This is a genomic window from Cupriavidus sp. 05N39, from assembly GCF_056397325.1.
Window position 1 is genome coordinate 1 of record NZ_JBFTNE010000150.1, and the last position, 13,412, is coordinate 13,412.

A 13,412-nucleotide genomic window follows, 5' to 3' on the forward strand; every position below is an offset into this window, starting at 1 on the left:
GCTCAAGCGCGGGGATCAGGAAGACAACTGGACCGGCTGGTTCTGCAAGCAGAGCGACGGGCACTGGCGCTCGCGCAAGGTCAGCGAGGGTTGAACGCCTGCAGTACATGACTCGGCTTTCTTCCTTTTGCGCTAATCCGCAAGGGCAAAGCGCGCGCGGCAAGCGCAAAAACATCAGGAAACCGCCCTGGACGAGTACACATCAATAACACCGTAGCGCGAACACGTCACCGGGCATGGGGTCCCTGGAATTGGCCTCCCGGATGCACGTCACGCGCAGGAGCCTCGGACGTGCAGATCATCAAGCCTCGGCGTGAGCAATACTGGCACCTGGCAATCGTGCTGGCAGCCATGCTGATTCCCGCGCTCGTCATGGTGCCGCTGGTGTTCTTGCAGGGAAGGCAACGCGCCGACGGCGAAGCGTTGGTCACGGCGGTGGCGATCCAGAAGCAGATGGACAACATCCTCAGGGTGGTCACCGCCAATGTCGACAAATCCATGGCGCTGCTCGGCAAGCCATGCCAGGAGGTGATCGGCGAACTCACGCGGACGAGCACCCTGAGTCCGTATTTCCGCTCGCTCATCCTGGTCCATCAAGAGAAACTCTACTGCTCTCCGGTCCTGGGCAAACTCAACGACATCCCCCTCGCCCTGGCATTCGACGCGATGACCAGCTTGCCGCCAGGGCAGCGGATCACCCCGAGCGCTGGCACCTCCATGGTCCCGGACCGGCCCGCGGTTATCGTCTCGCACGGTATTGGCGACGGTTCGGGCGTGCTGGCTGTCATTGACGGGCAGTACCTGCTGGACATCCAGGCGGCCGCCTCGTACCGCGGCCAGTTCCAGGTCCAGATCCTGCTCAGCGACTCGCTACGCCAGTTGCCGACCGGCGCGCCGTTGACGACGCCGACCGGCCCGCGCTACCGGAACAGCATGAAACTGGCCAGGTCCGCCGTCTTTCCCATCGAGGTGCGCGTCGCGGTGGCCCCTGCGCTCATCACCGCTTACCGCCATGAGCTGTGGCGTCACTACGCACCGTTCCTGGTACTGGCGGCGCTGCTCTCAGGATACCTGGCGCATCTGTTCTGCCGGCGCCGGCTGTCCCTGGTCAACGAGATCTACCGCGGCATGCGACAGCGCGAATTTCACATGGTCTACCAGCCGGTCATCCGGCTGGCCACGGGAGAGTGCAGCGGGCTCGAGGCCCTCGTGCGCTGGCACCGGCCGGGCCAGGGCCATATCCGGCCGGACATCTTTATCCCGCTGGCGGAAGACAATGGCCTCATCGGCGACCTGACGCGGCATATCTTCGACCTGGTGGCCGCCGACTTGCCGCGCCTGGGACTGGGACCGCGCGACCACATCGGCGTCAACGTCAGCGCTTCCCACCTGGCGACCCCCGGATTCGTCGATGATGTGCAGCGACTCCTGGGCAAGTTCGGCCCCGGCGGCCCGCTGCTGGTCCTGGAAGTCACCGAACGCGAAGCGCTGCCGAATGACGAGCAGGTGCAACGCAACATCGAGCGGCTGCGTTCGCGGGGCGTGCTCTGGGCGCTCGATGATTTCGGCACGGGACAGAGTTCGCTGTCCTACCTTGAACAGCTCCACGCCGATTTCCTCAAGATCGATCGCTCGTTCGTCATGGGCATTGGGACGGACTCCGTCAATGCCGTGGTGCTCGACACCATCATCAGCCTGGGCCAGCGGCTGCATCTGGACCTGACCGCCGAGGGGATCGAGAACGAGGAGCAGGCCGCCTACCTGCGACAGCACGGCGTGCATTGGGCGCAAGGCTATCTGTTCGCCGCGCCGTTGGGGGCGGGCGAGCTGGCGGCGTGGCGCCACCACCGTCCCGGTGCCACTTCGGCCACCCTGGAAGAGCAGGCCATGCCCGGCTAACTGACCGGGCCCTGGCCATGGCCTGGTCATTCAGCGCGGATTACGGCGTCACGATATTGAAATCAGGCCTGAATGTGTCGAGCATGCCTGCTAGTTCGCCCATGAACTTATTGGTGTTCACAGAAAGGGTGTCGGCTCACTACCACGCGTGGTTGTAGTTGATGGAGAGCACTCTCACATCCGCGGCGCCTGCCGGCATGCTGAGATGTTTGACTTCAAGGTCAACTTCAAAGGCTTAAAGTCAAAGGCGGTTTCACCACCCCTGCGGGGCGGCGACCTACTTTTTTGTCTTGCCAAAAAAGTAGGCAAAAAAGGTACACCGGGGTACGGCTCGCTTCGCATCGCGCTGGGGTGTGGCCCGCCCTTGGGGGCGCTCCACACGGCTACACCGAAGCTCATTCGGGCGGCAGCTGTTATTCGCGGTCCTCGAAGATCGAATGTTGGGGCTTCCGAGGGCTCTGATTCTGCGGTCGCGGCTCAATGGGACATGATGTGCTCAATAGCGGAAACCGCACCGGCCACGCCGTTTTCCTCCCGCATGCTGGCACCTAGTGCCTGGGCACGGGAACGCGCTTCGGTGCTCTCGGCAAACGCGATGCCACGCGCCAGCGCAGCGGCTTGCAGGTGCTTTCCGTTCACGGCGCCGGCGGCAATGCCTGCGCGCCTGAGCCGGTCGGCCCAGAAGAACTGGTCGCCCGCGAACGGCACCACCACCGATGGCACGCCGGCCCGCGCCGCGGAATGGGTTGTGCCGGAGCCGCCATGATGGATGACCAGCGAGGTCCTGGGAAACAGCCAGTCATGGGGTGTGTCGCCCATGACATGAAAATTCGCCGGCAGCACGGTGGCGTCCGCACCACTCCAGCCCGGATAGAACAACGCCCGGCGGCCCGCGGCGGCGGCGATCATCGCTTCCAGCGTTTTCTGCCGGTCAAAACCCGCCATGCTGCCAAAGCCGATGTAGATCGGTGCCTCCCCGGCCGCGAGGAAGTCGCGTAACGACTGCGGCGCGGACCAGTCCGGCGACGGCGGGATCCATTGCCCGCAGACATGCGTGTTGCCGGGCCAGTCGCCGGGGCGGGGCAGCAGGCTGGGCGATATCCCGTACAGCATCGGGTGCCGGGTCCAGAGTTCCCGCCGTGGCGGCAGCCCGCATACGGCCGCGCGCGCCGCGTTGGTCTGCTTGCGGAACGCGCGCCACAGCAGCCCGTTGACGAAGTGATGGCTCGCGCGGTTGAGCAGGCCCGGCACCCGGTTCGGCGGCAGGAAGGGCGAAGCGAATGCCGCCGTAGGCGTGATCGGGATGAGCCCGGTGCCGATGGCCTTTACGCCGAGATGTTCTGCCGCCGACAAGCCGACAAAGGCGGCCAGCGCCGAGACGATGATGGCATCGCAGCCCTCGCCCGCCGCCACGATCGCCCGCAGCCAGGCCTCGGCGTTGGCATTGGCAATGCCCGCCAGCGCGCTCGCGGTGCTGGTGAGCCCGCTGTTCCCGGCAACGACGCTGGCGATCGCGTTCTCGGGCTGCAGGGTTCCCTTGATGTCTCCCGCCAGCGCGGTTGTCGGGACGCCAAGGGACCGGGCGGTGCCCAGGGTGGCTTCATCGGCGAGCAGCCGGGTTTCGTGGCCGGCGTCCATCAGGGCGCGGCACAGTGCCGCCAGCGGGCGGGTATCGCCTTCCGTTCCATAGGTTGCAACGACGAATTTCATGTTTTCCTGCGGCTCCTGGTGCTCGGTACGGCTGGCCGGCTCAAGCGGGGGGCGAGGGCCGGCTGCGGCACCAACTATCAGGCAAACCCTGCAAATAAGCACGATCCCGGATCCGTTCTCCTAGACTTGAAAACCGCGAGGCCGCCACCGGGCGATCCGGGATGTGGCGTTCGAAGATCTTACTGATGCGGGGCGCAATATGGAATTCCTGAACTCCGGCAAGATTCTGCCCGCAGGGCTGCCTTTCTCCGAGTGCGTGCGGGTTGGCGAGCTGTTGTACCTCTCCGGGCAGATGGGCATCGTGCCCGGCACCACCCGCCTTGTGCCGGGCGGCATCCGCGAAGAAGCCAGGCGGGCGCTGATGAATATCCGCATCACGCTCGAAGCGCACGGCCTGTCGCTAAAGCATGTGGCCAAATGCACCATCATGCTGGCCGATATCGGCGAGTGGCAGGTGTTCAACGAGGTCTACAAGGAGTTTTTCGAGGAACCGTATCCGGCGCGCAGCGCGCTCGGCGCCAACGGACTGGCGCTCGGCGCCAGGGTGGAGGTGGAGTGTATTGCCGTGTTTGGCGGCTGAACGGCGATTCCGGCGCCGTCGCGCCGGATGCCAATGGCCTTACTTGCTGGCGTCACGGCTGTCGCCGCCGATCATGTCGAGGATGATCATGGTGCGGTCCAGTACACCGCGGTCGTCAAAATAGGCGCTGAAGTGGGCCGGCATGTAGCCGTTTGTATAGAGCCGGTACGACCATGCCTCGCGCTTCATGAGGGGGTAATACTGGACCGGCTCGCGCGGCATGCCAAAGCGCTCGGCCACGTCGCGCTTGGTCCAGACACCGGGCCGTGCCTCGTAGATCTCCTTCTCGGTCAGCATCTGGCGGAAGTTGGAAAGGTTTCCGCTTGCGTCGAAATCCGCGGCGTAGACCTCGAATCCGAGCGGCTGCTTGGAGTAGATCCAACGGCTGGTGCCCCCGGCGAGCTGATAGGTCTCGGTGGGTGCGCCGAACGTGTCGCGCACGGTACTTTGCGGACTGCCGATCATATTTTGCGCGGTCTGCACGGGATTCAGGGTCGCGCAGGCACACAGCGCGAACGCGGCGGCGGCGGCGGCCATCCATCTGACTAAGCGATATTGCATGACCATTCTCCAGCGTCTGCGCGGGTCGTGTTTATCGGGGACATCCGTGCAGCATAGCGCATGCGCACGCAAATGCACATGTCGCATCTGTCGCGCCTCCCTTGCCCTCACGGTAAACGCACCGGGCGGGGGATTTATTCCATCAGCCCAAATCGCGCGGCGTCCGTGATTTTCCGCCTTGACTTTCATTTAACCTGTTGGTTAAATGAGCCCATGCCATCCTCCATCGACCCGCTCACCCCCATCTTTGCCGCCCTGGCTGACCCGACCCGCCGTGCGATCCTGGCGCGCCTGGCCGAAGGGGAGGCGCCGGTAAGCGAGCTGGCGCGTCCGTTCGAGATGTCCGCTCCGGCGATTTCGAAGCACCTGCGCGTGCTTGCGGAAGCCGGACTGATCGAACGCGAAGTCAACGCGCGCTGGCGCATCTGCCACCTGCGGGCCGATGCGTTGCGCGACGCGCATGACTGGCTGGGTACTTACCGGCGCCATTGGGAAGGCAACCTGGATCGCCTCGTTGAGTTCGTCGAACGCACCCATGCGGCGGGCGTCACCGAAGGCGCCCGCAGCGAAAGCAAATCCCGAGGGAAAAAATCATGACCCAAGCCGCTACCTTCCACCTGGAAATGGAACGCTTCATCCGCGCCCCGCGCGAGAAGGTCTTCGATGCATTTACCAGCCAGGCCGCGCTGGCCGCGTGGCATTGCCCGCGCGGCATGAGCGTGCTGGAAGCCAGCGCCGACGCACGCGTCGGCGGCAAGTACCGCATCGTGATGGGCGGGCGCGATGGCGCGAAGCACATCGTGGGCGGCGAGTACCAGGCGATCGACCGCGCTGACTTCCTCGCCTATACCTGGACTTGGGAATCCGGCGAAATTCCGCGGGAGATCAAGACGCTGATCGAAGTCACGCTGACGGAGAAGGAGGGCGGCACCCGTCTGCACATGCGCCACAGCGGCTTCCCGGAAGCGCGCGAGCGCGACTCGCATATGGGGGGATGGCAATCGGTGTTCAATCGCCTCAGCGACTACCTCGATCCGGCGGGCAGCGCCGGCACCGTGACCGTGATCGGCGATCCGCGCAGCAGCTACTGCCGCACGGTGCGCATGGCGCTTGAGGAAAAAGGCGTGGCTTACACGCTGAAGCCGGTGCCGCCGCATTCGCCGGAGGTGCTCGCGCACAATCCGTTCGGGCGCATTCCGGTGCTGACCGACGGACCGATCGCGTTCTACGAAACGCGCGCGATCCTGGGCTATATCGAGGAAGCCTTTGACGGACCGAGCCTGCTTGAAAAATCCGGCCCCGTCTCCCGTGCGCGCTGCGAGCAGTGGATCAGCCTGATCAACTGCCATGCCTACGACACGATGGTCCGCCGCTACGTCCTGCAGTACCTCTTTCCAAAGGGAGAGAACGGCCAGCCCGATCGCGCGATGATCGATGCGGCGCTGCCGGAGATCGCCGCGCAACTCCAGGCGCTGGAGGACGCATACGGCGATCGCGACTACCTGGCTGGCACGGCGCTGTCGATGGCGGACCTGTTCCTCGCGCCGATCCTGACCTATGTCGGCATGTTCCCTGAAGGGGCCGAGCTGCTGGAGAAGTGCCCCAACGTGCGGCGCGCGCAGGCGGTCATGCGCGAGCGGCCCAGCTTTGCCGCCACGCAGCCGCAGCTTGGCTGACGGCGGGACCTGTATGGAGGCGGATGCGCTATCCGTGCCGCTTGTCCGGGTACAACGCCTCCAGGCGGGCCCGGACAGCGGAAATGTGATCGCCTGTGTTTGCCACGGCCTCCCGGAGTTCGGACTGCGTACAGTTAAGCTCCGTGCACCAGTACTGCACTTCAAGCGCATCCATCATGTTGACCCTTCCCGGGTCCAGTGGCCTGAAGTGCTTCGGATCGTTGCTCATGCGGCTCTCCCAGCCTTTGCCGGCCGCGTCACATGGGGTCGTGAGCGGAGCGTGTTGCTGTCGAATGGCTGCCTTGCATTGTAGTCATTGATCGGCCGCGCATGGCAGCGTGTTAGCGCTTGCGGCCGCTTGGTTCAGCGCAGCGGTGTCATGCGGCCGGAAGGACAACCGCCGTGGCCTCCACTTCGACCTTCAGCCCGAAATGCAGCGGACCGGTCGGCACGATCGCCCGCGCCGGGCGCGCGTTGCCCGCCCATGCCGCGTAGATGGCGTTGAAGACCGGCCAGTTCTCGATGCTGTCCACATAGACGCGGACCTGGACCAGTCCGGCGATACCGCTCCCGGCGGCGACCAGCGCCGCCTCCACGTTTGCCAGCACCTGCCGCGCCTGCTCGTCGAAGGGGGCGCCGGAGAGCTTTTGCCCGTCAGGCGTGACCGGAAGCTGGCCGGACACAAAGACAAAGCCATTGGCGACCGTTGCGTGGCTGTAGTGTCCGCCCGGCGCGGAGAGTCCGGCGGGCGAGACCGTCTGCACAGTCTGTGCGGTCTGGACTGCGTGATTCTGATTACCATCCATGAAACCGGCTCCAGGTGGCGAGCTCGCCGTCTTGCGCGAGCGCGTGATATTCAGGAAATTGCGCCCCTGTCGCGCAGGCATGATTGGGCAGGATGCGCAGCAGCGTGCCGATGGGGAAGCGCGTTGCGATGTCGGGCTCCGGAGAGCCTTCCCGCGAGAGAATGCCATGTTCCTGGTTGGCGCCGCTGAGCACGTACCCCGGCAGCACGGCGCCGTCGATGCCGCAGACCTGGCCGTAGCCGAAATCGCACTTCTGCTTCTGGGTGCCGCGGTCGCGGCTCATGGCCATCCATCCCGCGTCCACGATGGCCCAGCCCTTGTCCGCCTGGTGCCCGATCACGGTGGTCMGCACGCTCAGCGCCACGTCTTCCGTCGTACACACACCGACATTGCGCATGACCAGGTCGAAGAACACATAGACGCCCGCGCGCACCTCGGTGACGCCTGCCAGGCCGGTTGCGGAAAGCGCCGTGGGGGTCGAGCCCACGCTGACAACCGGGCAAGGCAGGCCGGCTTCGCGCAGCCGGCTGGCCGCGCTGACGCAGCCGGCCCGCTCTTGTTCCGCCATCGCGGCCAGGGCTTCGGGCGTGTCCAGGTCGTAGCTGGAGCCGGCGTGCGTCATCACGCCGCCCAGGCGGGCGCCGCCTTCGTGCAGCACGCGGCCGACTGCGAGCAGCGCCGCTTCGCCGGGGCGGATGCCGGAGCGGTGGCCATCGGTGTCGATCTCGATCCAGACCTCGAACGTTTCCTTGTGTTCGGCGCCGAATGCGACGATGGCCTCGGCGGACGCCACGCTATCGGTGACGATCTTCAGGTCGCAGCCCTGGCGGCGCAGGGCCAGGGCCTGGGGCAGCTTGCCCGGCACCATGCCGACACCGTAGAGGATGTCGGTGACGCCATCGGCAAAGAAATGCGCGGCTTCCTTGAGGGTGGAAACGGTAATACCGCGCGCGCCGGCCGCGATTTGCGCCTGCACCACGGGCGAGCATTTGCTGGTTTTGGCGTGCGGGCGGAAGCGCACGCCAAGCGCATTCATGCGTGCCTGCATGCGCTGGATATTGTGCTGCATGCGGGCGAGGTCGATCACCGCTGCCGGCGTTTCCAGGCTCGCGAGCGTGTCGGAGGAAATAGGCATATCGTCTTGGGGTCTTTAGAGGTGGTTAGTCCAGGAGCTGGCCTCTGGCCTTGAGCGCCGGCACATCGTCGCGCAGGCCGCGCGAAATCAGGTTCGACACCACGGCAGGCGCTGTGCCGCCCTGGGCCGGGACGTCGACGCCCACCGCCTGCATCTGGCGGCGCAACTGCGGATCGGCCGCGGCACCGGCCATGGCCGCGGTGAGCCGGGTGACAACGCTGTCGGGCGTGCCCTTGGGCGCAAAGATGGCGTTCCAGGAGCGCACGTCGAGAGGATAGCCAGCCTCCCTGGCGGTACCCGTGCCGGGCAATTGTTTCAGGCGCTCGCCGGACAGCACCGCCAGCACCTTGATCTTGCCGCCGGCAAGTTGCGGCAGCGCGGTGGTCGTCTGGTCGCACATGAAGTCGGTCTGGCCGCCCATCAGGTCGCTGACGGCCGGCGCCACGCCCTTATAGGGAACATGGGTGGCATTCTTCTTCAGTGCCGCGAGCAGCAGCACGCAGCCATAGTGCGAGACCGAGCCCAGGCCGGCGCTGCCGTACGATGCCGTGGCCGCATGGGTTTGCAGCCATGCGTCGAACTCCCGCAGGTTGCCGGCTGGCAGGTCCGCCCGCGCGACCAGCAGCATCGGCGCCGATCCGGCGAGCCCGATGGGCTTGAAGTCCGCGACCGGGTCGTAGGGCAGCTTCTTGTACAAGGCCACATTGGCGACATGGGTGCCGATCGTGCCGAAGCCCAGCGTGTAGCCGTCGGGCGCGGCCTTCGCCAGCTTGGCAAGGCCAATGGTGCCGCCCGCGCCGGCGAGATTCTCGATGACCATGGGCTGGCCGAGCTGATCGCCCATTTGCCTGGCAAAGCCCCGCGCGAGCGCGTCACTGGGTCCCCCGGCCGGGAACGGCACCACCAGCGTGATGGGCCGCGCGGGAAACGCCGGACTTTGTGCCATGGCCTGCGCGGCCAGGGCCAGGGTGGCTGCCGCCAGCAGGCGGCGGCCAAGAGGAGTTGAAATGCCGAGCATGGCGGGCGCTCCCTAGCAAGTTGCAGCGTGAAAGGACCGCAGCCATGGCAGCGCCGGCTCCAGCGTCGCGAACTCGGCGTCGGGCGCCGGCGCGCCCGCGGGCAGGGCCAGGCCCACCCGGTTATGCCAGTAGGTGCGCAAGCCCACGGCCGAGGTCCCGAACATGTCATAGCCCGAGCCCGCGATGAAGGCGGCATCCGCGGCCGGCACGCCGAGCTGCTTCAGCGCCAGTTGATACGGGCGTGGATCCGGCTTGTAGAAGCCGGCTTCCTCGGAGGTGACGACCACATCCCAGTCGATATCCAGCAGGGCAGCGGCACGGCGTCCCAGGCGTTCGGAGCAGTTGGTCACCACCGCCAGGCGGCAATGCGGCCGCAGCGCCCGCAGCAGTTCGCGCGCGCCATCCCATGCCGGGAGCGCATCCCAGCCGGCCTCGAGCGCATCCGGCGCGCTGGCGGGCAGGCCGACATGTCGGGCTGMCTCCCGCACCAGTTGCTCATAGCTGACGTAGGCGCCGCAACCATAGGTCCGCTTCAGGTACTCCGCCCGCCACGCCCTGCCTTGCGCCTCCGATTCGGCGGCGGCGTTCCAGATAGTCCAGGAATCCAGCAAGGCAGTGAGCAGGTCGAACAGGACGGCGCGGGGCCAGGCAGGGGAGGGAGAACGGTCCGGGGTATCCATGGGGGCCTTTTACGTGAGTGGGGTGGTTGTCAGCGGCAATCGGCAATCGGCAGTCGTGACAGGCCCTCAGTGTAGGAAGGAGTATGCGGCTCGTGGTTAAATACCGGAACATCAATCGTTAAGCTGAAGTGAATGATCCAGATCGAGGACCTGCGGCTGGTCGAAGCGCTGGCGCAAGCGCCGTCCCTGAGCGCCGCCGCGCGCGCGCTCAACGTGACACCACCGGCGCTGTCGATGCGCCTGCGCAAGCTCGAAGCTACCCTGGGCCTGGCGCTCGCCACGCGGACCGCAAGGCGCCTGAGCCTCACGCCGGAAGGGGAGCGGTTTGCCCAGGAGGGCGCGGCGCTGCTGGCGCAGCTCGAGGCGTTGCCAGAGTCTTTTCGCCGGGAGGACAGCCGCCTGACCGGTACGCTGCGCATCGCCGCCCCCTTTGGCTACGGGCGGCACCACGTGGCCCCGCTGCTAGCGCGTTTCGCGCAGCGCCATCCCGGCTTGCGCCTGCAACTGGACCTTCGGGAAACGCCCTGGCCCGACCGCCATGACTCTGACGCGGTGATCCATATCGGCGCGGTACGGGACTCATCCTGGATCGCCCGCACGCTGGCGCCGAATGCGCGCTGGCTGTGCGCAAGCCCGGCTTACCTGCGCGCGCATGGTACGCCCGCCGAGCCGCGCGACTTGCTGGAACACGCCTGCATCTGCATTCGCGAGAACGACGAGGACGTGACGCTGTGGCGCTTTCGCCGGCCGGGTCCGGGCGCCGCGCGCCGGCCCCCGGCACGCGAGACGCTGCGGGTCGTGCCGGCCTTTACCACCAACGATGGCAGCGTCGCCCGCCAGTGGGCGGAACAAGGGCTGGGCCTAGTGCTGCGCTCGGAATGGGATACGGCGGAGGCGGTGGCGCGCGGCTCGCTGGTCCGCGTGCTTGCCGACTGGGAGTTCGACAGCGCCCCGGTGACTTTGCTGGTGCCGACGCGGCGTGGGCGTACGGCACGGGTGCAGGCGCTGCTGCAGTTCTTCGAGGAGGGATTGGGGAAATAGCGATCCGGAAATTACGGGTTTGCCGAGGCGAGCTTTCGCCGGCGCGCAGGCAGACTTCTATTGCTCCGGGTTGGCGCAGTAGCCGTCGAATGATTCCAGGGTGAGCTTAAAGCCCTGTTTCTGGGCCAGCTCGCCCGGACGCACACATTGCCTGGTGCGCGTGCACCAGGCGTATCCGGCCGAGGGGATGCAGCCATTCGCATCCCGGTCGGAGCCAGGCATATTCGCCGCGGGAGCCGGCGTTTCCGGCTTGGCCGGCGCCACCGGCGCTTGCGTTGCGCATGCGGCGACGCAGCAAAAGAGAAGCGCGCTGAGGGGGCAGGTCACACGCATCGGCATCGGTCTCTCCATGATTGCGGCGCCTTCAAGGCGCCGCCTGCGGCGTGACAATATTGAAGTACCCGTCAAAACTATCCAGCATGCCGAACAGCGACGCCACCGCCTTGGGATCGCCGTCAATGCGGATGCTGCCATTGCTGATCGCTTCCGGCAGCGTCAGTTGCCTGAGGCTGATGCGGTCGAGCGTGGCCTTGTCCAGGGTGAGCGACGCCGTGGGCCGCGGATGTTGCGTGTCGGCCAGGTAGGTCAGCGCACTGTTGCGCAGGGTCATGGCGTAGCGCTGCCGCAGGTCCGTGAAGTTCCAGTTCAGCGTCATGGCCTTGCCGGCGGCCTTGTCGGCGTTCAGGCGTACGGCAAGGTAGTCGAAGAAGTACGGTACGGTCAGCGCGCGCACCATGTCGGGCGATGTGGTGCCGCCGGACGCGCCCCGCTTGACGCCGTTGCGCAGTTCCTGCGCGCCGGTGAGGTAGGCGTTGCGCCAGGTGGCGTTCTCGGTCTGGTAGCCGAGCTGCTCCAGCGCATCGGCCTGCAGCGCGCGGGCCGCCGCGTTGGACGGGTCGGCAAAGACGAGTTCATTGCCAATCTGCGCCACCCAGCGGTATTCGCCGCGGGCATAGGCCTCGCGCGCCTTGGCCAGGACCGCGTCCGGCCCGCCCATCCATTCAATCGTCTTCTTCGCGCCCTGCACCGGCGGCAGCGGGTTCAGGTGGGCGGGATTGCCGTCGTAGAAGCCCAGGTAGCGCTGGTAGACGGCGCGCACGTTGTGGCTGATGGAGCCGTAGTAGTCGCGCGCATACCATTTGCTGGCCAGCGGCTCGGGCAGCTTGCGCAGCGTGTCGGCAATGTCCATGGGCGTCATGCCATGGTTCATCAGGCGCAGCGTCTGGTCGTTCAGGTAGGCGTACATATCGCGCTGGTCCGACAGGAACTCGTTGATGCGCGCCTGGCCCCAGGTGGGCCAGTGGTGCTGCGCGATCAGGATGTCGCTGCGCTCGCCATAGCGCGCCAGTGCCTGGCCGATGTAGTACGACCACGCCTTGGCGTCGCGTACCTGCGCGCCACGGATGGTCAGGATGTTGTGCTGGGTGCGGGCGGCGTTCTCCGCGATGCACAGGGTGCGCATCTGCGGGAAGTAGAGGTTCATCTCGGCCGGCGCCTCGGTGCCGGGCGTGAGCTGGAACTCGATGTCGATGCCATCGACGCGGCGCGTCTCGATGGTCTTGGCGATCAGGTCGGTGGGTGCGAGCAGCGTGACCGTGCCCCGCGAGGTGGCCTTGCCCAGTCCCGCGTCGACTTGCCCTGTCGCGCTGCGGGGCAGGGTGGTGCCGTACATGTACTGCGCGCGCCGGCTCATGGCGTTGCCTGCCAGCACGTTTTCGCTGACGGCTTCTTCCATGAAGCCGGCCGGCGCGATCACGGCCACCTTGCCGGCCTTGACGTCGGCTTCGTCGGCGATGCCCTTGGCGCCGCCGAAATGGTCGGCATGGCTGTGCGTGTAGATCACGGCGACGACCGGCTTGCGGGGCCGGTGCGCGTAGTACAGCGCCAGGGCCGCGCTCGCGGTCTCGGCGGTGATCAGCGGGTCCATCACGATGATGCCGGTGTCGCCCTCGATGATGTTCATGTTCGAGAGGTCGGCCCCGCGCACCTGGTAGATGCGGTCAGTGACCTTGAACAGGCCCGCTTCGTTGTTGAGCTGCGCGAGCCGCCACAGGCTGGGGTTGACCGTAGGCGGCGCGGCATCGGCGCGCTCGAAGGCATAGGCGTTGAAGTCCCACGCCACCCGGCCATCCGCGGTGCGGATGGTGGCTTCGGGGAAGCGTGCCACCAGGCCGCGATGGGCATCCTCGAAATCCTGCCGGTCGCCGAAGGGCAGCGCCTGCAGCCACGCCGCATTGGCCTGGGCGGTCGCGGGCGAAGCCGGCGCGCTGGCCGTCTGGGCGGTGGCAGCCTGGAAGGCGAGGAG

13 protein-coding genes are annotated in these 13,412 nt (G+C 66.5%); 5 read left to right on the forward strand and 8 right to left on the reverse strand.

Annotated elements, in window-relative coordinates; all coding sequences use genetic code 11:
- The first annotated feature begins 291 nt into the window (after window positions 1-291).
- On the forward strand, window positions 292-1,899 hold the full coding sequence (locus AC1DN0_RS37765) for an EAL domain-containing protein (RefSeq protein ID WP_441628380.1): 1,608 nt from the start codon (window positions 292-294) through the stop codon (window positions 1,897-1,899).
- A gap of 477 nt (window positions 1,900-2,376) precedes the next feature.
- Here AC1DN0_RS37765 and AC1DN0_RS37770 read toward each other — a convergent pair whose 3' ends face one another.
- Window positions 2,377-3,609, reverse strand: coding sequence for a glycosyltransferase (locus AC1DN0_RS37770; RefSeq protein WP_441628382.1), 1,233 nt, complete (start codon window positions 3,607-3,609; stop codon window positions 2,377-2,379).
- Window positions 3,610-3,808: 199 nt separating this feature from the next.
- On the opposite strand from AC1DN0_RS37770, the gene AC1DN0_RS37775 reads away from it, so the two are divergent.
- On the forward strand, window positions 3,809-4,189 hold the full coding sequence (locus AC1DN0_RS37775; RefSeq protein WP_441628384.1) for a RidA family protein: 381 nt from the start codon (window positions 3,809-3,811) through the stop codon (window positions 4,187-4,189).
- Window positions 4,190-4,228: 39 nt separating this feature from the next.
- On the opposite strand, the gene AC1DN0_RS37780 is transcribed toward AC1DN0_RS37775, so the two are convergent.
- A complete protein-coding gene (locus tag AC1DN0_RS37780; RefSeq protein ID WP_441628385.1) occupies window positions 4,229-4,750 on the reverse strand; it encodes a hypothetical protein in 522 nt (173 codons plus the stop codon).
- Between the two features lie 213 nt (window positions 4,751-4,963).
- Here AC1DN0_RS37780 and AC1DN0_RS37785 point away from each other — a divergent pair, with 213 nt between their 5' ends.
- Complete coding sequence (locus tag AC1DN0_RS37785; RefSeq protein WP_441628428.1) at window positions 4,964-5,347, forward strand: ArsR/SmtB family transcription factor; 384 nt, start codon at window positions 4,964-4,966, stop codon at window positions 5,345-5,347.
- Window positions 5,344-6,426 (forward strand): SRPBCC domain-containing protein, encoded by a 1,083-nt coding sequence (locus tag AC1DN0_RS37790; RefSeq protein ID WP_441628386.1) that lies wholly within the window; start codon window positions 5,344-5,346, stop codon window positions 6,424-6,426. Before AC1DN0_RS37785 ends, AC1DN0_RS37790 begins: the two co-directional genes overlap by 4 nt.
- A gap of 28 nt (window positions 6,427-6,454) precedes the next feature.
- Here the strand turns inward: AC1DN0_RS37790 and AC1DN0_RS37795 are convergent, their stop codons facing one another.
- The 5 genes from AC1DN0_RS37795 to AC1DN0_RS37815 all read right to left on the reverse strand — a co-directional run bounded on the left by AC1DN0_RS37795 (window position 6,455) and on the right by AC1DN0_RS37815 (window position 10,066).
- Entirely contained in the window at window positions 6,455-6,655 is a 201-nt protein-coding gene (locus tag AC1DN0_RS37795) for a DUF3606 domain-containing protein (RefSeq protein WP_441628387.1), read from the reverse strand.
- 148 nt (window positions 6,656-6,803) lie between these two features.
- Entirely contained in the window at window positions 6,804-7,232 is a 429-nt protein-coding gene (locus tag AC1DN0_RS37800; protein WP_441628389.1) for a RidA family protein, read from the reverse strand.
- The gene (locus AC1DN0_RS37805; RefSeq protein ID WP_477146464.1) at window positions 7,222-8,367 is read right to left on the reverse strand and encodes a DSD1 family PLP-dependent enzyme; all 1,146 of its coding nucleotides are present in this window, start codon (window positions 8,365-8,367) and stop codon (window positions 7,222-7,224) included. Before AC1DN0_RS37805 ends, AC1DN0_RS37800 begins: the two co-directional genes overlap by 11 nt.
- 25 nt (window positions 8,368-8,392) lie before the next feature.
- Window positions 8,393-9,385: a tripartite tricarboxylate transporter substrate-binding protein gene (locus AC1DN0_RS37810; RefSeq protein WP_441628392.1), complete on the reverse strand. Its 993-nt coding sequence runs from the start codon at window positions 9,383-9,385 to the stop codon at window positions 8,393-8,395.
- Window positions 9,386-9,397: 12 nt separating this feature from the next.
- Entirely contained in the window at window positions 9,398-10,066 is a 669-nt protein-coding gene (locus AC1DN0_RS37815; protein WP_477146465.1) for an HAD family hydrolase, read from the reverse strand.
- A 132-nt stretch (window positions 10,067-10,198) separates the two neighbouring features.
- Here AC1DN0_RS37815 and AC1DN0_RS37820 point away from each other — a divergent pair, with 132 nt between their 5' ends.
- Window positions 10,199-11,107, forward strand: a complete 909-nt coding sequence (locus AC1DN0_RS37820) for a LysR family transcriptional regulator (RefSeq protein ID WP_441628396.1) — start codon at window positions 10,199-10,201, stop codon at window positions 11,105-11,107.
- Between the two features lie 364 nt (window positions 11,108-11,471).
- Here the strand turns inward: AC1DN0_RS37820 and AC1DN0_RS37825 are convergent.
- Window positions 11,472-13,412: alkyl/aryl-sulfatase (locus AC1DN0_RS37825; protein ID WP_477146466.1), on the reverse strand; the 1,941-nt coding region annotated here is incomplete at its 5' end.